The organism is Amycolatopsis sp. lyj-346 (assembly GCF_046548975.1).
In the GTDB taxonomy this organism is placed as follows: domain Bacteria; phylum Actinomycetota; class Actinomycetes; order Mycobacteriales; family Pseudonocardiaceae; genus Amycolatopsis.
In genome coordinates this window covers 169,405-188,739 of record NZ_JAJPWT010000003.1, presented here as the reverse complement: position 1 = coordinate 188,739, position 19,335 = coordinate 169,405, and the positions used below count along the sequence as shown (strand labels likewise).

Genomic DNA, 19,335 nt, shown 5'->3' with positions numbered 1-19,335 from the left:
CCGGCTGGGACGGAATCGCTCCGTCCATCGGACGGCGTCCAGCCAGTAACAGCGTGTCTTCAGCGGGCGACATGTACGACGGACCGCGCCTGTGGAGCGGGGTAGCCAATCAGGGAGGTGCCGTGTTCGGCCGGAAGAAGCGTCGCAACATCGCCAAGCAGACCGAGATCCAGCGTCGGCAGGCCGAAGCGCAGGGCCTCGTGGTGAGCCCGTATCCCGAAGGTTCGCTCGGGGATCGTCTGTACAAGCACAAGGCGGCGAAGAAGGCCGCTCCGGAGCAGCAGTAACCCCGTAAGGACGAGGAAGCCCCTACCCGACCGTCGTGGCAACGTAGGGGGCTTCCGCTGTCTCAGGACCTTGCCTGCGTCACGTCGCTCTGCGGCCGGCCGCAGAGAGCAGCCGCCGCGCCACTCGACTCCGAACCGGCCGAGCTCGGCGAGCCGCCCGGCGACCAGCGCGCCGCGGTCGCAACTCGTCGACGCGGGCGTGTGCGCGGGGGCCAGGCCAACGAGTAGGCCGGCGACGAGCGCCAGGACGAGGAGCACGGATACCGCACGGAGCACGCGCCCGTGTTCCGTCTCTGTTCCGTCGAACCCTTGACGAGAGCAGTTTTCGACCAACGTCGACAAACGTTGTTCGGCCTGCTTAAAGGCTGGTCTGGCCGCAGATCGCCAGGTCGGCCCAGGCCGGCCGCAAGATCACGCAGATCTACGAAGGCACCAACCAGATCCAGAAGGTTGTCATGGCCCGGGCTTTGTTGAGGGGCTGATCCGCGGTTGGTTTTCCGCCACCCCGAAGCCCGATTGTGACTACGGACGGCGGCACCGCGTCAAGGCGGGAAAGCGTGCCTTGACCCGGTGCCGCCGTCCGTGTTTTGGCTTCGGATCGGGGTTGCGGGAGGTTCGGGTTCCGCCGTGGTTGCTGGGTGGCTGGGGCCGGAAAATGATCCACTGGCGGCAGGTTTGAAGAACCCGGCTCACGGCCGCCGCCGCCATGGTGGCGCGCACGCCAAGACACCGCCTTGTTGTGCCGCTCGTCATCAGCTGAATTTCGCCACATGAGACATAACCCACCGCCGGGGCGGATTTTCGCTCCGGCGGTGTCACTCTCGAAGCATGTACTGGCCGGTTCCGGCGTCCTGGACGCCCCACGACGAAGCCGAGCTGGTCGCCGGCTGGCGGCTGTGGCTCGAGCTGTCCGATCGCGCCTGGCCGACCGCCGCCTGGGACGGGACCCCGGCCGGCGCCGTTCGCCAGCTCCGTGACCTGCTCGCCGCGTGCGACGAAATCGAGACCGCCTACCGCGCGGCCGCCGACGAGCCCTCGCCCGGGTTCCTGAGCCTGACACAGGGGCTCGCCGTCACGGCGGGTTCGGCGATTTCACTGTGGTTCGACGACTTCGACCAGCTCGACGGCGAGCGCGCCGCCCTGCTGCACGAGGACCTCACCCGGTTCGCCGAGCAGGCGGAACAGGTACTGACGCTGCTCGCGGTCAACGGCGGCTGGGCCGGCCTCGACGAGGTGCGGCGCCGCCCCGCCTAGGATCCGGCCGTCGTCGGATCGGTGCCGCCTTCTTCGACGGCCCGGAACCGCGTGCCGCCGAGAGCGTCGTCCAGCGGGCGGTCCAAGGTCAGCTCCGGGCCCGGTTCGATCGCCCAGCCGAGCTCGACGACGGTGTCGACGTGCTCCCGCTCCTCGGCCAGGTGCGTGACGTCCGGGCCGTCCAGCGCCCACGTGCCGCTGATGGTCAGGTGCAGCCGGGCGGCCAGCACGCCGGGCGCCGGGACGTGCCAGCGGAACCGGTGGACGACGAACTCCGTGCTCCAGCTCGCCCAGTACAGCCAGCCCGAACCGTCGGCGCGGAAGCCGAGGTCGGTGTACTCGGGCGAGCCGGGGTGGACTTCCTGGTCCGACCAGTAGCCGATCAACCGCGGATCCACAGCGCGATCATCCCAGGGCACAGCAAGTGATTAGGCCGCTTGGCCCAGCGGATCGAGGGCGGGCTGGGTACCCAGAAGGCATGAACCGGACAGAGGCCACCGCCGAAAGAGGCGAGAAGAGCAACACCGCGCAATGGCTCGGCCGGGCCGGCATGGCGTGCTACGGCGTCGTGCACCTCGTGCTCGCCTACCTCGCCCTGCAGGTCGCCTTCGGCAGCAGCGAGCAGGCGGATCAGAAGGGGGCACTGGAGCAGATCGGCTCGTCGGCGTTCGGGCGGATCCTGCTCTGGATCGTCGCCATCGGGCTGGTCGCCTTCGGGCTGTGGCAGTTCCTGATGGCCGCCACCGGCTACGACTGGGTCAGCGGCGGGAAGCGGACGCGCAAGCGGCTCGGCGCTGCCGCCCGTGGTGTCGTCGTCCTCGTGCTCGCCTTCACCGCCGTCCGGCTCGCCATCGGCAGCAGCGGGGGCGGCTCGAGCAGCCAGAAGCAGCAGGAGTTCACCGGCAAGCTGCTGTCGCTGCCGGCCGGGCCCGTTCTGGTGGTCCTCGTCGCGGCGGCCATCCTGGGCGTGGCGATCGCCGCCGGGGTCAAGGGCGTCAAGCAGAAGTTCCTCGAAGACCTCAACGCGAGCGAACTGCCGGGCAAGTCGCGTCGCTGGGTCGGCTGGCTGGGCACCACCGGGTACCTCGCCAAGGCCGTGGTGTTCACCGTGGTCGCGATCCTGCTGGCCATCGCCGGGTTCAACGCCGACGCGCACCAGGCGGGCGGCCTGGACGCCGCGCTCAAGACGCTCGCCGCGCAGCCCTTCGGCACCGTGCTGCTGACCGTGGTGGCACTGGGGCTCGCGGCTTTCGGCGTCTACAGCTTCGCGGCGGCGTGGGCGCACAAGCGCTGATTGGTGCCTGTCGGTTTCCTGTCGATCACCGTCCGGAGCTTCGGCTCGAGGTGCCCGGTGCCCTACTTTGGATCGGGTCAGTTGAAATTTCACCTACCTGGGAGCTGAAACCGGATGTTCGGACGATTCAAGGACGTGGCCCTGTTGCTGGGGAGGATCGGCGTCGCGGTCGTCTTCCTCGCGCACGGGCTCCAGAAGTGGAACAACGGCATCGACGGCACAGCGAAGTTCTTCGAGATGACGGGCGTCCCGCTGTCCACGGTGGCCGCGATCTTCGCGATCGCGGTCGAAATCCTCGGCTCCATCGCGTTCATCGTGGGCTTCCTGCTGCCGCTCGTCGGCCTCGGCTACGTCGTGATCTCGGTCGGCGCGCTGCTCTCGGTGCACATCGACAACGGCCTGACCGGCCAGGGTGGCTACGAGCTGGTTCTGGTGCTGGCGCTCGCCGGGCTCGCCCTCGGCTTCAACGGCGGCCGGCTCTCGCTCGACCACCTGCTGTGGGGCCGCAAGCGCGCCCGCCGCGACGCCGAGGTCGGGGACCTGCAGAACGCCTGACCTGTAAGTTGCGTGAAGGCCACCTCGGCGAGGTGGCCTTCACGCGTTCAAGCCGGGAGGTCCGCCGTGGTGCGTTCCGCGTCACGGCGGGCGTCCAGCTTCGCCGGGTCCGCGTTGCTGACGTGGACCAGGTGGGCGCCCGCGGCCAAGGGGACGAGCAGACCGTCGAGGATGCCCTCCGGTCCGCTCCAGTCCCGGGTGGACAGCACCCGGTCGCCCGCGGTGAGGCCGAGTTTCGCCGCGCGCGCCCTGGCCTCGGCCAGCACATCGTCCACAGTGGACCCGAAGAGCGCGGCCGTGCTGCCCGGGACCGGGAAGAGCGGGCTGAACTGGTCGCCCGCCAGCCGCGCCTCGGTCAGGTAGTCGAAGGCCCCGCCGCCCGGCGGCTCGGCGAGGCCGCGGCCCATCGGGTCCAGCGTCACGACTGCGGTGGCCGCCGCACCGGTCGGTTCCGGGTCGTCCGGCCCGACGAACGCCACCCGCGCGCCGGTGCCCTCGGTCACGACGTGCGCCCCGCACCACCACGCCCCGAGCAGCACGCCGACGGTCTGCCAGTGCGCCGGGAGCTGCACGGCCACGGCGTCGCCCGGCTCGACGTCGAACTCCTCGGTCAGCCAGTTGGCCGTCTTCGCCGCCCAGTTGGCGGTGGTCGCCACGGACAGCTCGACGCGGCTGCCCAGCTGGTCGTCGTAGTGGGTGATCAACGGTTGGGCGGCCGGCAGCGGGCGCAGCAGCTCGTCGGTCAGGCTCATGGGGACAAGGCTAAAGCGCGGACCACGCGCGGCGCCGGTTGACACGCGATCACCGCCCTCAGTATGTTTGCTTTGAAAGCAAATCCATCTCGGAGGCTGGGGGAACCATGACGATCCTCGTCACCGGAGCCGGCGGGCACGTCGGGCGCGCGGTGCTCGACGCACTCGTCGCCGCCGGTCAGGACGTCCGCGCGTCGAGCCGTGACGCCACGAAGCTCGACGTGCCGGACGGCGTCGCGAAGGTGAGCGCGGACCTGGAGGACGCCTCGACACTGGAGCCCGCGCTCGACGGCGTCTCCGCGGTCTTCCTTTACGTGCGCCCGCAGGGCATCGAGGGATTCGTGAAGGTGGCCGAGGCGGCCGGCGTGCGGCACGTCGTGCTGCTGTCGTCCGGCGCGACGCTCGAACCGCAGGCGGCGCAGAGCCGCATCGCGCGGCTGCACCGCGTGGTGGAGGAGGCGCTGATCGCGGCGCCGTTCGCGGAGACGCTGCTCAACCCGGGCTCGTTCGCGACGAACACCCTGGGCTGGCGCGCGGACATCGCCGAAGGCGTGGTCCGCACGCCGTACCCGGATTCGCGGGTCGGCTCGATCCACGAGCGGGACATCGGCGAGGTCGCGGCGAAGATCCTGGCGGACGGTTCGCACGCGGGGCAGGCGCTGCAGCTGACCGGACCGGAGCCGATCAGCTTCCGCGAGCAGGCGGCGGTGCTGGCGGACGTCCTCGGCCGGCCGCTGCGGGTCGAGGAGCTGTCGCCGGAGCAGGCGGCCGAACGGATGGCCGCGCTGGGCTGGCCGCCCGAGGTCCCGCCGGAGGTCCTGCGGGCGGTGGAGCGGACGACGCGGGAGCCGTCGGCGGTGACGGACGTCGTGCGCGAGGTGACCGGCCACGCCCCGCGCACGTTCCGCCAGTGGGCGGAGGAGCATCGGGCCGACTTCGCCTGACGAAGGGGTCAGTTGACGCAGGGGACGCCGGGGGAGGCTTGGGGTAGCGGCGCCGCGGCGGGGGCGGCGCCGCTGCCCGAGCCGCCGCCCGCCGGCGCCTGGGTGGTGGTCGGCGCCGGGGCCGAGCGGCCCGCCAGACCCGCCACGAACTCGCGGACCGCCTTCGGGTCGATCTGCACGATGCTCTGCCCGTCCGCACTCCGGCCGTTGGCCGTCACCACCGGGATCGTCGCGAACGTGAGGTCGCCCGACGCGATCCCCTTCGCCTGCTGCGCGAACTGCAGCAGGTCGAGGCCCGGGTCCAGGGTCAGCGACCGGTGCACCGCGTCCATCAGGTCGTTCAGCGTGCCCGGGCTGGTCAGCGTGCCCGCCGAGAGCAGCTGGCGCAGTGCCGACGACAGGAACGCCTGCTGCCGGACGATCCGGTCCAGGTCGCCGCGCGGCAGGTTCTTGCGCTGCCGGACGAACGACAGGGCCTCGCCGCCGGAGACGGTCTGCTCGCCGCGGCGGAAGTTCGCGCCCGAATCCTTGTCCTCGGTCGCGTGGTTCAGGCACACCTTGACGCCGCCGAGCGCCTCGGTCATCAGGTAGAACCCCAGCAGGTTGATCTCCGCGTAGTGGTCGATCCGCACCTGCGTCAGGTCCTGCACCGCCTGCACCAAGACCCGGCGGCCCTCGGTGTCGGAGTCCCGCTCGATCTTCGCCTGGTCGCGCTCGCCCTGCCCGCGCAACGCCTGCGCGAAGTGCGCCTTGGCGATGCCGTACGCCGAGTTGATCTTCGCTTCGCCGCGGCCCGGGACGGCCGTCCACGTGTCACGCGGGACCGAGACCGCCGACGGCTTGCCGCCGTTCTTCGGGACCCGCAGCAGGATCATCGTGTCCGTGTTCACCGCGCCGTCGTTGGCTTCGGTGCGCAGCTGCCGCAGCACCCGCGCCGGCAGCGCGTTGCCTTGGGCGTCCGTGCGCGCGTCGCTGCCGACGAGCAGGATGTCCTCCGCGCCGTCGTCCGCGGGTGGTGGCGCGGGTTCGCCGGCCCGCGGCGTGAGCGCGTCGGTCGTCGGGACCGTGCTCTGCAGCTGGTCCTTCGTGACGTAGACGTAGCCGCTGGCGCCGAGCGCGAGCAGGGACACCAGGCCGACCGCCACGCGACGGCTCACTCGGCCCACGCGGCGCACCCGCGACGGCGTCGCAGGAGCCTGCCGCGGAAACGGCGACGGCTTCTGTGTCATTCGGGGCTTCGCCCCGAGCCGGGGGCTTCGCCACCCGGACCCCCGAGAGCGGTCGTCGTCGCTCTGCGTTACCGGATCGCCGCTCGCCTCCGGTTTTTCCTGCTCGTCTGCCACGCTGGCCTACCTCCCCCGAACACCCTGCGTACGCAGTCTAGTTGACGCAGGGAACGTCGCCCGCCGTGATCGGCGGTGCGGCGGGAGTGGCGGGGGTGGAAGAGACCGTCGGCGGCTTGGCCGCGGTCGGCGTCGGCGCGCCACCGGCGCCGGCGGCCGAATTCCGCATGTCCTTGCCCAGCAGGACGCGCACGTGCCCGGTGGGGACGTCCCGGTCCGGCTCGGCCTGCACGTTCGCGCCCAGCGCCTGCTTGACCAGGTCCAGCGCGGCGTCGTCGCCCGGGTGGTACCGGACGACGGTGCTGTTGCGGGTGCTCAGCCGCTGGTCGGCGGCGAGCGTGAAGCCCTTGCCCTGCAGCATCGTGTGCGTCTGGCCGGCCAGCGACGGCGAGCCCGAGCCGTCGAACAGCTCGACCGTGACGGCCTTCGCGCCGGGCAGCTGCGCCGGCGACGGCGCCGGCGGGGTGTCGCCGTCCGACGTCAGCCGCGCCACCTCGGCCGCCACCTGGGCCGGGTCGACGCGCAGCACGTCGGCGCCGCCGATGTTCGCGTTGCCCAGCGTGGGGATGGTGTGGAACTCGATGTTGCCGCCGGTCAGGCCGCGCATCTGCTCGGCGAACTCGGTCAGGTCCCAGCCCTGCGACAGCACGACGGACTTCTTCACCGCCGTCACCAGGTCCGCGATCTTCACCGGGCTGGTCAGCACGTCGGTCGAGATCACCTTGCGGGCCAGGCCGGAGAGGAACGCCTGCTGCCGCGCGATCCGGTCGAGGTCGTAGTTGGGCAGGCCGTAGCGCTGCCGCACGAACGCGAGCGCCTGCACGCCTTCGATCGTCTGGCGCCCGCCCGGCAGGTCCACGCCGGACTTCGTCTCCTTGACCGGGCCGTTGAGGCAGACCTCGACGCCGCCGATCGACTTCGTGATCTCGTAGAAGCTCGCCAGGTTGACCTCGGCGTAGCGGTCGATCATGCCCGGCTTGCCGATGAACTTCTCGAGCGTGGCGATGAGGTTCTTGCGCCCGGCGACCTTCGCCTGCGCGTCGGCCTCCCTGAGGTCGGTCATGCCCTGGCGCTGCAACGTCCGGTAAGTGTCCGTGTACGCGTAGACGAACGCGCTGTTGAGCTTGTGCTTGCCGAAGCCGCCGGCCAGCTCGACCCACGAGTCACGGGGGAACGAGACCGCGATCGCGTGCTTCCCGTTCTGGGGGATGTGCACCAGGATCATCGTGTCGGTGTTCAGCTCGCCGTCGGAGACGCCGGCGTGCAGCATGTCCAGCACTTCGCGGGGCAGCGGGTTGCCCTGCGCGTCGGTGCGGCTGTCCTGGCCGACCAGGAGGATGTCGATCGCGCCGTCGAGCGGCTTCGCGTGCGCCTCGGTGTCGGCGAAGACGTTCGTGGTGGTCAGGCCGGTGTTCGGGTCGCCGATGTAGTGCCAGCCGTACCAGGTCAGGGCCAGAATGGCCACCGACAGCAGGGAAACCACGACCTTGCCGCCGCGGCGGGCGAAGACCGTGGCACCGTGGCTGATGTCCTGCCTCCGGCGCGCCGGGATGGTCGGCGCAGCCCGCTCGGTCACGCGCTTCCTCCCCTGTGAACCCCGTGCATCCCCCAGGACACCTGTGTGTCTCCACCACAGACTCTACTGAGGGTGTTGTGGGACCTCCGTAGGCTGGGGGCGGATCGCCCCGCCCGGGGGCGTGGGGAAAGGCGGGAAGATGCGGGTCCTGGTCACCGGTGGTGCCGGCTTCATCGGGTCGCACTACGTCCGGCAGGTGCTGACCGGCGCCTATCCGGCGTTGCGCGATGCCGAGGTGGTCGTGCTGGACAAGCTCACCTACGCGGGCAACGAGGCCAACCTGGCCCCGGTCGCCGCCGACCCGCGGCTGCGGTTCGTCCGCGGCGACATCTGCGACACGGCGCTGGTCGTCGACGTGATGGCAGGCGTCGACCTCGTCGTGCACTTCGCGGCCGAGTCGCATGTGGACCGCTCGATCCTCGGCGCCGCCGACTTCGTGCTGACGAACGTGCTCGGCACGCAGAACCTGCTGCAGGCGGCCCTGGAAGCCGGCGTCGGCAAGTTCGTGCACGTGTCCACCGACGAGGTGTACGGCTCGATCGAGCACGGTTCGTGGACCGAAGACCACCTGCTGGAGCCGAACTCGCCGTATTCGGCATCCAAGGCGTCGTCCGACCTGGTGGCGCGGTCGTTCTTCCGCACCCACGGGCTGCCGGTGTGCATCACCCGGTGTTCCAACAACTACGGTCCGTACCAGTTCCCGGAAAAGGTCGTCCCGCTGTTCGTCACCAGCCTGCTCGACGGGCGGAAGGTGCCGCTCTACGGCGACGGGCTCAACGTCCGTGACTGGCTGCACGTGGACGACCACTGCCACGGCATCCAGCTGGTCGCCGACGGCGGGCGGCCGGGCGAGATCTACAACATCGGCGGCGGCACCGAGCTGACGAACCGGACGCTGACGGAGAAGCTGCTGGCCGCGGTCGGCGCGGGCTGGGACAGCGTCGAACCGGTCGAAGACCGCAAGGGCCACGACCGCCGGTATTCGGTGGACATCACGAAGATCGGCGAGGAGCTGGGGTACGCTCCGCGCGTCTCCTTCGAGGATGGGCTGGCCGAGACAGTGGCCTGGTACCGGGACAATCGTGCGTGGTGGGAGCCGCTGGCCGAGCGGGCGGCGCTGAAGAAGTAGGGGTTTTCTGTGCCGCTGACGGTGCTTGTGCCCGGGGGTTCCGGGCAGCTCGGCCGGGATCTCGCCGCGCTGGCGTCCCCTTCGGTGGACGTCGTGGCCCCCGGTTCGGCCGAGCTGGACGTGACGGCGACGGGCCAGGTGCTGGCGGCGGTCGGGGCGTTGGCCGACCGGGCCAGGGAAGCGGGCTCGAACCCGGTGGTCGTCAACGCGGCGGCGTACACGGCGGTCGACGCGGCGGAAACCGATGAGGAGCGCGCGTTCGCGGTGAACGCGGACGGCCCCCGGGTGCTGGCGGCGGCCTGCGCGTCCCGGCGGGTGCCGCTGATCCACGTGTCGACGGACTACGTGTTTCCCGGCGACGCATCCACGCCGTACGAGCCTTCGGACGAGCTGGGACCGCGATCGGCGTACGGCCGCACGAAGGCGGCGGGCGAGGACGCGGTGCTCGGCTCCGGGGCGTCGTCGTGGGTGGTGCGGACGGCGTGGCTCTACGGGCGGTCCGGCTCGAACTTCGTGAAGACCATGGCCGCGCTGGAGTCTTCCCGGGACACGTTGTCCGTTGTGGACGATCAGGTCGGCGGTCCTACGTGGACGGCCGACCTGGCCGCCGGCCTGCTGGAGCTGGCTTCGCGCGTGGCCGCGGGGGAGGGGCCGTCGCAGCGGATCCTGCACTGCACGAACGCGGGTGCGGTGAGCTGGTGCGGGTTCGCGCGCGCGGTCTTCAAGAAGCTGGGCGCGGACCCGGAGCGGGTGCACCCGTGCACGACGGCGGAGTTCCCGCGCCCGGCACCGCGCCCGGCGTACTCGGTGCTGTCACCGGCATCCTGGCTCGCGGCGGGCCTGACCCCCCTGCGGCCGTGGGACGAAGCCCTGGACGCCTACTTCGCGGCTGAGTAGGACCCAGACTCAAGCGCCCCAATGTGGCCTTGGGTGCGTTGAGCGCACCGAAGGCCACATTGGGTGCGTTGAACGCACCGAAGGCCACATTGGGGCGCTGGGGGCGGGCGCTTCAGTGGCGGCCGGAAGCGAGGCGGTAGGCGCCGACTGTCAGCTCCGCGCAGGTTCGCCACGTGAAGTTGGCCGCGTGGGCTCGTCTTGATGCCGATGTCGCCACCGCGTGCGGGTCCGTCACGGCCGTGCGCAGGGCCTCGGCCAAGCCGTCCACGTCGCCGTACGGGACCAAGCTTGCGCACTCTCCCGCCACCTCGCGCAAGGCCGGGATGTCCGTGCAGACCACCGGGACGTCCGAGGCCATCGCCTCCAGCACCGGGAGCCCGAACCCCTCGTCGCGCGAAGGCAGGACCAGGGCCGACGCGCCGGCCACCACCGTGCGCAGGTCCACATCGGACAGATAGCCGGTCTGGCACCTCCTGGCGCCGCGGGGGAACGGGCCCGGGCCCGCGAACACCAGGTCCGGGAGGTCCGGGGCCGAGTCGTGCGCCCTGGCCAGCCAGTCCAGGCCCTTCCGCGGGCCTGCCGCGCCCGCGAACAACAGATAACGCGCGGGCAAGCCGAGCCGGGCCCGGCGGTCGTCGTCCGGGGGGCGGGCGGTGAACCACGCCGGGTTCACGCCCAGCGGTGTCACCACGATCTTGTCGCGTGCGACGTCGAGGCGCTCCGCCACCGCGTCCGCCACCGCCGCCGTCGGGGTGCAGACCACGTTCGCGCGGCGGGCGCCGCGGCGGACCAGGGCCGGGAGGTCCTTGTCGCCCGGGGCGAGTTCCTCCGGGTTGTCCAGGAAGGCCAGGTCGTGGATCGTCACCACGCCCGCCGCGCGGAACCGGCCCGGGAGCACGAAGTTCGTGCCGTGCACCACGTCCGTCGAGCCGGCGAACAGCTCCACCGGCGGGAAGTCCGACCGCAGCCACGCCATCCGCAGCAGCCGCGCCGACACCGGCATCCCGCGGGCGCGCGCGCCGTACGGGAGCACGTGCCGCAGCCGCCGCCAGCCGCGCAGCGTGAACGCCACCGCGCGCGTGTCCACCTCGGGGATCGACACCAGTTCTTCGCTCAGCGCCGCCGTGTACCGGCCGATCCCGGTCCGCGTGCCGAGCAGCGGGGTGCCGTCGAGGAGGACGCGCAGCGACCTAGCCACGCGGTGACCTCCGGGGCCGAGCCCCGGACCCCAGCCGGGGGACAAGCCCCCCTGGACCCCCCGACAAGCGTTGGCGCGCAACCTTGAGCACCCGGCCGCCGACGCGCCGGGCCAGTTCACCGGCGCCCCCGGCGGCGAGGTACTCGCGGACGAGGTCCACGTCCCGGCGCACCATCGCCCGGCCGCGCACCGGCGGCGTTGTCACCAGGTCCGCCGATCCGGGCAGCCGGTCGGCCGCCGGGCGCGGGTCGCGGCAGAACTCCACCAGCGGCTTCAGCGCCTCCGGCCACGCGAACCGCTGCGCGACGACGGCGAGCCGTTCCACGCAGCCCGCGGCGAACTCCTCGTCGTACAACGCCTTTTCGAGCGCGTCGGCCAGGGCGGCGTCGTCTTCGGCCGGGACGACGACGCCCAGCCGCTCGGCCCGGACCAGGTCGGCGAACGCGTCGCCGTCGGTGGTGACGATCGGCAGCCCCGCCCACAGGTAGTCCAGGACGCGGGTGCGGAAGGCGAACGTCGTTTCGACGTGCTCGTAGTGCGTGGTGACGCCGCAGTTCGCGTCGAGCAGCCAGTTCTGGCGCTCGTGGTAGGGCACCCACTGCTCGTTGAAGTAGACGTGCTTGCCGGTCAGCCCCAGCGAATCGGCCAGCCGGATCGTCCGCGTGCCGATGTCCATCTCGGCGACCTCGGGGTTCGGGTGCTTCATGCCGAGGAACACCAGCCGGACGTCGCCGCGGCGACGCCGCAGCTTGTCGATCGCGCGGACCAGGGTCAGCGGGTCGAACCAGCTGTACACCCCGCCCGCCCACAGCACGACGTGGTCGGTGCCGCCGATGCCCAGCGACGAGCGCAGCCCCGGCCCGGTGCGCACCGGCGGCTCCGGCGGCAGGCCGAAGGGGACGACCGCGAGCAGCGACTGCGTGGTCGGGTCGGCGTCGTAGAGGCGCGGCGAAAGCCGGCCCATCGCGGCGAGGTGCCCCAGCCAGAAGTGCCGCTGCCGCTCGGACGCGCAGAGGAAGAAGTCGCCGCGCTCGAGCTGCGCGTCGAGGACGCGGGTGACGCCGGCGAGGTCGGCCGTGCGCTTGTCGTCGGCAACGCCCTTGCCCTGCTCCAGCAGCTCCAGGTGCATCGGGTCGTACAGGTCGGCGACGACGATCTTGCCGCTGTGCTGCTTCTTCAGCGACGGCGCCAGCTCCAGCACGTGCCCCTGCAGCACGACGACGTCGGCCCAGGCGATCGGCGCGTCCAGCTCGCGGTGCTTGCCCCCGCTCACCCGGAACGGCGCCGGCGGCGGTGTGGCCAGCGGGTTGGTGGTGACGAGGTGGACGTCGTGTTCGGCGGCGAGCGCCAGCGCGATGTTCCAGGCGCGGATCGCCGGACCCGCCATCCGCTCGGTGAGCGCGTCGCCGGTGATCACCAGGATCTTCCGGCGCTGCCCGAACGCCTTCTCGATGCCGAACGCCTCGACGAGGATGTCGTGCGCGGCCAGGTACCGCGGCAGCGGGTACGCGGGCTCCAACGCCTTGCGCAGCAAGGGAAGCAGGTCGGCGTCGGTGCGGACGCGGGCCGCCTGCTCGGCCGCGCGTGACTCGGCCAGCGAGGGCAGCAGCTCGACGAACTGGTCGATGGCCAGCAGCCCGGCGAGCGTCGTGCGCGGGACGGCGACCTCGCCGGACTCGATCGGGCCGACACCCCGCTCGAGGTCCAGCTGGGTGGCGTCCAGCTCGCCGCGCGCGGTGGCCCGGCGCACGGCCAGCGCGAGCGCCGCGGGCAGCGCGCGGGCCAGGGTGTCGTCGGAGAGGTTCTTGTAGAGCGCGGCCAGGGCGTTGCGCTCCAGCAGGAAGGTCTCGCGGCCGGTTTCGGGGGCGTCGACCGACGCCATCGTGGCGTGGTGGCGGTGGTAGGTCAGCGAGCCGGGGACGTACCGGACGCGCCAGCCGCGCAGGTTGAGCCGCCAGCCGAGGTCGACGTCCTCGTAGAACATGAAGAACCGCTCGTCGAAGCCGCCGAGCTCGGCGAACACGCCCGCCCGGACGAACAGGGCCGAGCCGGTGCCGAACAGGACGTCCTTCGCGACCTCGTGTTCGGCCGCCGGGACGTCGGCGAGCGGCGCACCCGCGTGGCGCTTGTAGCCCATGCCGAACCAGGTCAGGCCGCCGTCGACGAAGTCGGTGCCGGTGCCGTCCCAGTCGAGGACCTTGCTGGCCACGGCGGCGACGCCGGGCTGGGCGCGCAGCTCGGCGACGGCGGCGGAGACCCAGCCGGGTGCCGGGCGGGCGTCGTTGTTGAGGAAGCCGAGGACGGTGCCCTTCGCGTGCTTCGCGCCGAGGTTGCAGCCGCCCGCGAAGCCGGTGTTGCGGCCGGCCTCGACGACCTGGGCCTGCGGCACGGCTTCGCGGATGCGCGCGGCTTCGTCCGAGTTGTCGACGCAGATCAGCTCGAGCTCGGGGTAGTCGTGCTCGGCGAGCGCGCGCAGGCAGGTGATCGTGTCGTCGGCGCCGTGGTAGTTCACCACGATCACCGAGACGAGCGGTTGCGGATCCCCCTGCGCCAAAGCCAGCTCCTCGTCGTCGATCCTGGCGCAAGCTTAAAGGCCTGCCCATGCCTCCCAGACCGCGCCTCGGCCGAGCGCCGCGCGGCGGGTGATCTCGCGCCGGGTCCGCAACGTCGCCGGTAACCGCAAGGCCACTTCGGCCAGCACGCGGCAGCGCAGGCCGAACCGGAAGTTCGCCGCCGCCGACCGCCCGGGGCGCAGCGGCAGTACCGCCGTCAACACGGCGAAGCGGACCAGCTGGTTCACCGCGACGCCGCGGGGCGCGCAGCGCAGCAGCATGAGCAGCCGGTTGCGCTCGTTCCAGCGGTGGAACTCCGGCGAGCCCAGCTCGCTGCTGACGCCGTGGGCGTGCCGGACGCGGGCGTCCGGTGCCGCGACGACGTCCCACCCGGCCAGGCGCAGCCGCCACGCCGTGTCGGTGTCTTCGTAGTAGCAGAAGAAACCCGCCGGGACGCCGTGGACGTCGCGCAGGGCGTCGGTGCGGAGCAGGGCCGCACCGCCGCAGAAGCCGAAGATCTCGACGGCGGGCTCGGTGACGTCGGCGCCGTGGCCGTCGGCGGTCAGCCGGACGCCGGCGGACTGCGTGCTGCCGTCGGAGCGCACGAGCAGGGGCGTCGCCGCGGCGGCCAGCGGCGCCTTCTCGAGGGTGTCCTCCAGCGTCGCGAGCCAGTCCGGCGCGGGCTCGGCGTCGTCGTTCAGCCACGCCATGAGCGGGGTCCGGACCTTTTCGAGCGCGACGGAGAGGGCGCCCGCGTAGCCGGCGTTGCGTGGCAGGCGAATTACTTCCGGATGCGAAGGATGGGCCGCGAGCAGGGCGGCGGTGCCGTCGTCGGAGGCGTTGTCGACCACGAGCGTCCGATGTGGACGCGTCTGCGCGGCGAGCGCGTCGAGGCAGGCCGTGATGTGCCCGGCGCCCCGCCAGGTCACGACTACCACCGTGGTGGCGGGATTCGCGGTCACGTCCCGCACAATAGCCGCGTGCCCGAACTGGTCGTGCTCGCCGAGCAGCTCCTCGCGCCCGTGCCCGGTGGCACCGGGCGCTACACGGCCGAGCTGCTCCCCGCGCTCGCGAAGACCGCGCCACCGGGCTGGACGGTGTCCAGCGTGGTCGCGCGGCACGCCGACGTGTCCGCGGCCCGGCTCGACGGTGTCGAAGGGCCCCGGGTGCTGCGGATCCCGCCGCGGGCGCTGGTCGCCGCGTGGCAGCTGGGCCTGCGCTGGTGGCCGGGCGGCGACGCGGTGCACGCGCCGACGCCGTTCGCGCCGCCGCGGGCCCCGGCCGGGAAGACGCTGAGCGTGACCGTGCACGACACCGTGCCGTGGACCCACCCGGAAACACTCACCGCGCGCGGCGTCAGCTGGCACCGGTCGATGATCGCGCGGGCGGCGCGGCGGGCGTCCGGGCTGGTCGTGCCGACCCGGGCGGTCGCCGACGAGCTCGCGGTGCTCATCGACGTCGACGTCCCGGTGCGCGTGGTGCCGCACGGCGCGCGGGTGCCAGCCGGCGACGCGGACCTGGAGCTGCCGGCGCAGTACGTGCTGGCGGTCGGCACGATCGAGCCGCGCAAGGGCATCGACGTGCTGGTCGACGCGGTCGCGGCGCTGGAGGGCACGGTGCTCGTGCTGGCCGGCCAGCCGGGCTGGGGTGGCGTCGATCCGGTGGCGCTGGCGCGCGAGCGCGGTCTGCCCGCGGATCGGCTGCGGGTGCTCGGGAAGGTGTCGGACGCGGAGCTGGCGACCGCGTTGCGGCACGCGAGCGCGCTGGCCGTGCCGAGTCTCGCCGAGGGGTTCGGGCTGGGCCTGCTGGAGGCGATGGCGGCCGGGGTGCCGGTGGTGCACACCGACGTCCCGGCGCTGGCCGAAGTGGCGGGCGGAGCCGGGCTCGTGGTGCCCCGCGGAGACGCCGCGGCGCTGGCTTCCGCGCTCCGGGAGGTGCTCGGTTCGCCGTCGCGGGCGGCGGAGCTGATCCGGGCGGGACGGGAGCGGGCGAAGGCGTTCACCTGGCGTCGCGCGGCCGAGGCCGTCTGGGCGATCCACCGGCGGGCGCACGACTGACCAGGCCGGTTTGCCAGTTCCCCACCATGACGCCGGGGTGCCGCCGTACCCTGCAGGGGTGAGCGACGACCCCCGGGTGCTGATCGACGCGACCGCGGTTCCCGCGGACCGCGGCGGTGTCGGCCGGTACGTGGATTCGCTCGTCGCCGCCCTCGACGCGGACGGGGCGCGGATCACCGTCGTCTGCCAGCCCCGCGACCTGCAGCTTTACGATCAGCTGGCGCCGCGATCGCGCGTCGTGCCCGCTTCACCGGCCACGACCACCCGCACCGCCCGCCTGACCTGGGAACAAGCGACGCTGCCACGGCTGACCCGCCGCCTCGGCGCGGACGTCGTCCACTCGCCGCACTACACGATGCCGCTCGCGACGCCGGCCGCCTCGGTGGTCACGCTGCACGACGCGACGTTCTTCACCGACGCCGTGCTGCACTCGTCGGTGAAGGCCCGCTTCTTCCGCGCGTGGACGGCGACGGCGCTTCGCCGCGCGACGCTGTGCGTCGTGCCTTCGGCGGCGACGGCCACGGAGCTGGCCCGCGTCGGCCCGGTGCGGCACGCTTCGCTGGAAGTGATTCACCACGGCGTCGACACCGAGCGTTTCCACCCGCCGTCCCCGGCGGAGATCGCGGCGGCCCGCGCGGCCATCGGCCTGGGGCGGACACCGTACGTGGCCTTCCTGGGCGCGCTGGAGCCGCGGAAGAACGTGCCCGCGTTGATCCGCGGGTTCGCGCGGGCGGTCGCGGGCCGCCCGGACGCGCCGGCGCTGGTGCTGGCCGGCCAGCCGGGCTGGGACACCCAGGTGGAGCGGGCGCTGGACGCGGTCCCGCACCGCCTGCGCGTGATCCGCGCGGGCTACCTGCCGTTCGGCACGCTGGCGGGCTTCCTCGGCGGGGCGGAGCTGGTGGCGTACCCGTCCTTGGGCGAGGGGTTCGGGCTGCCGGTCCTGGAGGCGATGGCGTGCGGCGCGTGCGTGCTGACCACGCGCCGGCTGTCCCTGCCGGAAGTGGGCGGCGACGCGGTGGCGTACTGCGGCGTGGGCGCGGGAGACGTCGCGGCGGCACTGGCCGAGCTGCTGGCGGACCCGGGACGCCGAGCCGAGCTGGCGACGGCGGCGCAGCAGCGCGCGAAGGAGTTCTCGTGGGCGACGACCGCGGAACGGCACCGGGAGGCGTACGCCAAGGCCTGGTCCCGCCACCTCCGCACCCGCTGACGGGCACGGGCCGTGATCGGCGATGGTAGGCTGAGTGTGCGAGGCCCCGGTGGGGCCGAGTATGAAAGCCCGTGACGCGTCCGGACGGTCGTCTCACGGGCTTTTCGCTGTCTTTAGAGGTCGAAGCACTCCGCGATCACCGGGCAGGCACGTCGCCGCCAGTCGCCGCCCGCGCCGAAACACCAGGCCACCGCGTCCGAAACCCACAGAAGGGGTTCGGCGGTCGAGTCGACGTGTTCGTAGGTGAGCTCGGTTTTCGACGGCCGGAAGCCCAGCGCCCGCTGCAGGGTCTGGCGATCGTGTCCGTCGCGGTGGTTGCGCGAGTCGAGGACCAACCGGTGAGCCTGCAGCCCGAGGAGGTGCTCCGCGAGCAGCGTGAGACAGCGTTGGCGGGCGGCCTCCTCGGTCTTGGGGGTGCATGCTCCGCGGTAGAGCCGCGTAGTGACCGGCATTCCGGCCATCCGGTCGATGAGCATCCTGCGGCGAGGTTCCTTTTCCTTCTTGAAGTGCAGCTCGCGCGCTCCTCGGAGCAGGAGCGATGCCAATGCGCGTCGCGTGGTGCTCAGATGTGCAGGTTCCACGATCGTTGCGCACAGCAAATAGCTGCCGCCGCGGGCTGATTCATCGACGAAGGCGTGCACCGTCATCGAGTCATCATCTCGTGACCCAATGTACGTTCTGCGATCGGGCTCGCACCTTCCGTGACACACCCGGGATCCGGGCGGCCGCCGGGCAACCTCGTGCGGTGTGTCGACCCCGCAATCACGTGTGTCGGCTTCCGGCTCACACATGCCGGCGCTTCCGTCGCCGGATCTCCCGGTGACTTCTTCCGTCGTGCTGCTGGGCCGGGGCACCCGATTCACCCTCGGTGACGCGTGGACAATGGCCGGGTGACTGAGCACTCCCGCTATGGCGACGATGTCGGCGTCGTGACCGTGACCTACTTCTCCGAGGACACCATCGAGCGGTTCCTCGACACCCTCGAGAAGGCCACCGAGCGCGAGGTCAAGGTGGTCGTCGCGGATAACGCGTCCGTCGAGGGTGCCCTCGAGCAGGCCACCGCCGGCCGGAAGAACGTGCAGCTGCTCAGCATCGGGGAGAACGTCGGCTACGGGACCGCTGCCAACCGGGGCGTCGCCGAGCTCGACGACCGCTACGGCTGGGTCGTCGTCGTCAACCCGGACCTCGAATGGGAGCCCGGGTCGCTCGACGCGCTTCTCGAGGCGGCCGGGCGCTGGCCGCGCGGGGGTGCCTTCGGGCCGCTGATCCACGACCTCGGCGGCACGGTCTACCCCTCGGCGCGGCTGCTGCCGTCCTTCGGGCGCGGGATCGGGCACGCCCTCTTCGCGAAGGTCTGGCCCGGCAACCCCTGGACGAAGCAGTACCGGCAGGAGACCGGCACCCCGGTCGAGCGCGTCGCGGGCTGGCTGTCCGGCTCGTGCCAGCTGTTCCGCCGGGAGGCGTTCGACTCCGTCGGCGGCTTCGACACGCGCTACTTCATGTACTTCGAGGACGTCGACCTCGGCGACCGGCTGGCGAAGGCGGGCTGGCTGAACGTCTACGCGCCGTCCTCGCGCGTCACGCACGAAGGCGGGCACTCGACGTCGCAGGCGTCGAAGAAGATGCTCGCGGCGCACCACGCCAGCGCCTACCGCTACCTCGCCGACCGCCACCAGGGGCTGGCCTGGAAGCCGGTGCTGGCCGCCGTCAAGCTCGGCCTCGCGCTCCGGCTGAAGCTGGAAACCCGCTAGATCCCGTCGAGCCGGCGCGAAAGGTCGGACTTGCCGATGTTCTGCGTCACCGTCGGCACCAGGCCGGTGTCCTCCGGATCGGGCTCCTTCAGCGGGCTCGTGATCGGCTCGGCCTGCGGCCGGCGGGACAGCGGCATCGGCGTCGTCGGTGACGGCGTCATCAACGGCGTCGTCGGTGACGGCGTCATCAACGGCGTGGTCGGTGCCGGCGTCTTCAGCGGCGTGGTCTGCTGCGGGCGGCGGCCGCCCTGGACCTCCATCCGCCGCGTCGGCGCCGAGCCGGCCAGCGGGTGGTCGTTCTCCTCGATCAGCGACGCCGGCAGCTGCGTGGTCGTGTCGGGGTCGCGGCTGCGGTCGAGCCCGTCGATCTGCGCGCGCGGGATCTGCTGCGTGTTCGCCGAGTCCATCGGTGACGTTGCGCTGTCGGGTGTCACGACGAACACACCGCGCGCCTGGGCTCGTGCGAGCAGGGCGTCCGCCCGATCGCGGGGGTCCATCCCCTCGGCCTCCCGACTGACCCGGGGCCCTCTGGGGAAAGG

General features: G+C 72.2%; 19 protein-coding genes. 10 read left to right on the top strand and 9 right to left on the bottom strand.

All coding sequences use genetic code 11. The annotated features are described in order from the left end of the window. Positions 1-122: 122 nt before the first annotated feature. Positions 123-287 carry a hypothetical protein gene (locus tag ACLJQE_RS12495; protein WP_410639346.1) on the top strand — a complete coding sequence of 55 codons (165 nt, stop codon included), beginning with the start codon at positions 123-125 and terminating at the stop codon, positions 285-287. 828 nt (positions 288-1,115) lie between these two features. Then, a complete protein-coding gene (locus tag ACLJQE_RS12490) occupies positions 1,116-1,541 on the top strand; it encodes a hypothetical protein (RefSeq protein WP_004560633.1) in 426 nt (141 codons plus the stop codon). Here the strand turns inward: ACLJQE_RS12490 and ACLJQE_RS12485 are convergent. Further along, the gene (locus tag ACLJQE_RS12485) at positions 1,538-1,939 is read right to left on the bottom strand and encodes a hypothetical protein (protein ID WP_410639345.1); all 402 of its coding nucleotides are present in this window, start codon (positions 1,937-1,939) and stop codon (positions 1,538-1,540) included. The genes ACLJQE_RS12490 and ACLJQE_RS12485 overlap by 4 nt on opposite strands. A gap of 80 nt (positions 1,940-2,019) precedes the next feature. On the opposite strand from ACLJQE_RS12485, the gene ACLJQE_RS12480 reads away from it, so the two are divergent. Both ACLJQE_RS12480 and ACLJQE_RS12475 read left to right on the top strand, forming a co-directional pair. Next, positions 2,020-2,835 (top strand): DUF1206 domain-containing protein, encoded by an 816-nt coding sequence (locus ACLJQE_RS12480; RefSeq protein ID WP_410639344.1) that lies wholly within the window; start codon positions 2,020-2,022, stop codon positions 2,833-2,835. A gap of 114 nt (positions 2,836-2,949) precedes the next feature. Continuing rightward, entirely contained in the window at positions 2,950-3,390 is a 441-nt protein-coding gene (locus tag ACLJQE_RS12475; RefSeq protein WP_410639343.1) for a DoxX family protein, read from the top strand. Between the two features lie 47 nt (positions 3,391-3,437). Here the strand turns inward: ACLJQE_RS12475 and ACLJQE_RS12470 are convergent, their stop codons facing one another. Then, a complete protein-coding gene (locus ACLJQE_RS12470) occupies positions 3,438-4,142 on the bottom strand; it encodes a TIGR03089 family protein (protein ID WP_410639342.1) in 705 nt (234 codons plus the stop codon). Positions 4,143-4,249: 107 nt separating this feature from the next. Here ACLJQE_RS12470 and ACLJQE_RS12465 point away from each other — a divergent pair, with 107 nt between their 5' ends. Then, positions 4,250-5,086, top strand: a complete 837-nt coding sequence (locus ACLJQE_RS12465; protein ID WP_410639341.1) for an NAD(P)H-binding protein — start codon at positions 4,250-4,252, stop codon at positions 5,084-5,086. Between the two features lie 8 nt (positions 5,087-5,094). On the opposite strand, the gene ACLJQE_RS12460 is transcribed toward ACLJQE_RS12465, so the two are convergent. Together ACLJQE_RS12460 and ACLJQE_RS12455 are read right to left on the bottom strand one after the other, a co-directional pair. Next, positions 5,095-6,315 (bottom strand): LCP family protein, encoded by a 1,221-nt coding sequence (locus tag ACLJQE_RS12460; protein WP_410639340.1) that lies wholly within the window; start codon positions 6,313-6,315, stop codon positions 5,095-5,097. Positions 6,316-6,466: 151 nt separating this feature from the next. After that, a complete protein-coding gene (locus tag ACLJQE_RS12455; RefSeq protein ID WP_410639339.1) occupies positions 6,467-8,005 on the bottom strand; it encodes an LCP family protein in 1,539 nt (512 codons plus the stop codon). Positions 8,006-8,144: 139 nt separating this feature from the next. Here ACLJQE_RS12455 and rfbB point away from each other — a divergent pair, with 139 nt between their 5' ends. Both rfbB and rfbD read left to right on the top strand, forming a co-directional pair. Then, a complete protein-coding gene (rfbB, locus tag ACLJQE_RS12450) occupies positions 8,145-9,134 on the top strand; it encodes a dTDP-glucose 4,6-dehydratase (RefSeq protein ID WP_410639338.1) in 990 nt (329 codons plus the stop codon). A gap of 9 nt (positions 9,135-9,143) precedes the next feature. Continuing rightward, positions 9,144-10,031 (top strand): dTDP-4-dehydrorhamnose reductase, encoded by an 888-nt coding sequence (gene rfbD, locus ACLJQE_RS12445; protein WP_410639337.1) that lies wholly within the window; start codon positions 9,144-9,146, stop codon positions 10,029-10,031. Between the two features lie 112 nt (positions 10,032-10,143). Here the strand turns inward: rfbD and ACLJQE_RS12440 are convergent, their stop codons facing one another. The 3 genes from ACLJQE_RS12440 to ACLJQE_RS12430 are packed head-to-tail and all read right to left on the bottom strand — an operon-like array spanning position 10,144 to position 14,752. After that, the gene (locus ACLJQE_RS12440; RefSeq protein WP_410639336.1) at positions 10,144-11,229 is read right to left on the bottom strand and encodes a glycosyltransferase family 4 protein; all 1,086 of its coding nucleotides are present in this window, start codon (positions 11,227-11,229) and stop codon (positions 10,144-10,146) included. Continuing rightward, positions 11,222-13,783, bottom strand: coding sequence for a glycosyltransferase (locus tag ACLJQE_RS12435; RefSeq protein WP_410639335.1), 2,562 nt, complete (start codon positions 13,781-13,783; stop codon positions 11,222-11,224). Before ACLJQE_RS12435 ends, ACLJQE_RS12440 begins: the two co-directional genes overlap by 8 nt. A 33-nt stretch (positions 13,784-13,816) precedes the next feature. Continuing rightward, positions 13,817-14,752 carry a glycosyltransferase family 2 protein gene (locus tag ACLJQE_RS12430; RefSeq protein ID WP_410639334.1) on the bottom strand — a complete coding sequence of 312 codons (936 nt, stop codon included), beginning with the start codon at positions 14,750-14,752 and terminating at the stop codon, positions 13,817-13,819. Positions 14,753-14,761: 9 nt separating this feature from the next. Here ACLJQE_RS12430 and ACLJQE_RS12425 point away from each other — a divergent pair, with 9 nt between their 5' ends. Together ACLJQE_RS12425 and ACLJQE_RS12420 are read left to right on the top strand one after the other, a co-directional pair. Then, on the top strand, positions 14,762-15,838 hold the full coding sequence (locus ACLJQE_RS12425; RefSeq protein WP_410639333.1) for a glycosyltransferase family 4 protein: 1,077 nt from the start codon (positions 14,762-14,764) through the stop codon (positions 15,836-15,838). Positions 15,839-15,914: 76 nt separating this feature from the next. Beyond that, the gene (locus tag ACLJQE_RS12420; protein WP_410639783.1) at positions 15,915-17,045 is read left to right on the top strand and encodes a glycosyltransferase family 4 protein; all 1,131 of its coding nucleotides are present in this window, start codon (positions 15,915-15,917) and stop codon (positions 17,043-17,045) included. Between the two features lie 113 nt (positions 17,046-17,158). Here the strand turns inward: ACLJQE_RS12420 and ACLJQE_RS12415 are convergent, their stop codons facing one another. Continuing rightward, on the bottom strand, positions 17,159-17,692 hold the full coding sequence (locus ACLJQE_RS12415; RefSeq protein ID WP_410639332.1) for a DUF3800 domain-containing protein: 534 nt from the start codon (positions 17,690-17,692) through the stop codon (positions 17,159-17,161). Positions 17,693-17,935: 243 nt separating this feature from the next. Between ACLJQE_RS12415 and ACLJQE_RS12410 the strand changes: the two genes are divergently transcribed. After that, positions 17,936-18,796, top strand: coding sequence for a glycosyltransferase family 2 protein (locus ACLJQE_RS12410; RefSeq protein WP_410639331.1), 861 nt, complete (start codon positions 17,936-17,938; stop codon positions 18,794-18,796). Here ACLJQE_RS12410 and ACLJQE_RS12405 read toward each other — a convergent pair. After that, positions 18,793-19,293 carry a hypothetical protein gene (locus ACLJQE_RS12405; protein ID WP_410639330.1) on the bottom strand — a complete coding sequence of 167 codons (501 nt, stop codon included), beginning with the start codon at positions 19,291-19,293 and terminating at the stop codon, positions 18,793-18,795. The two genes, ACLJQE_RS12410 and ACLJQE_RS12405, sit on opposite strands and share 4 nt — an antisense overlap. Positions 19,294-19,335 lie beyond the last annotated feature (42 nt).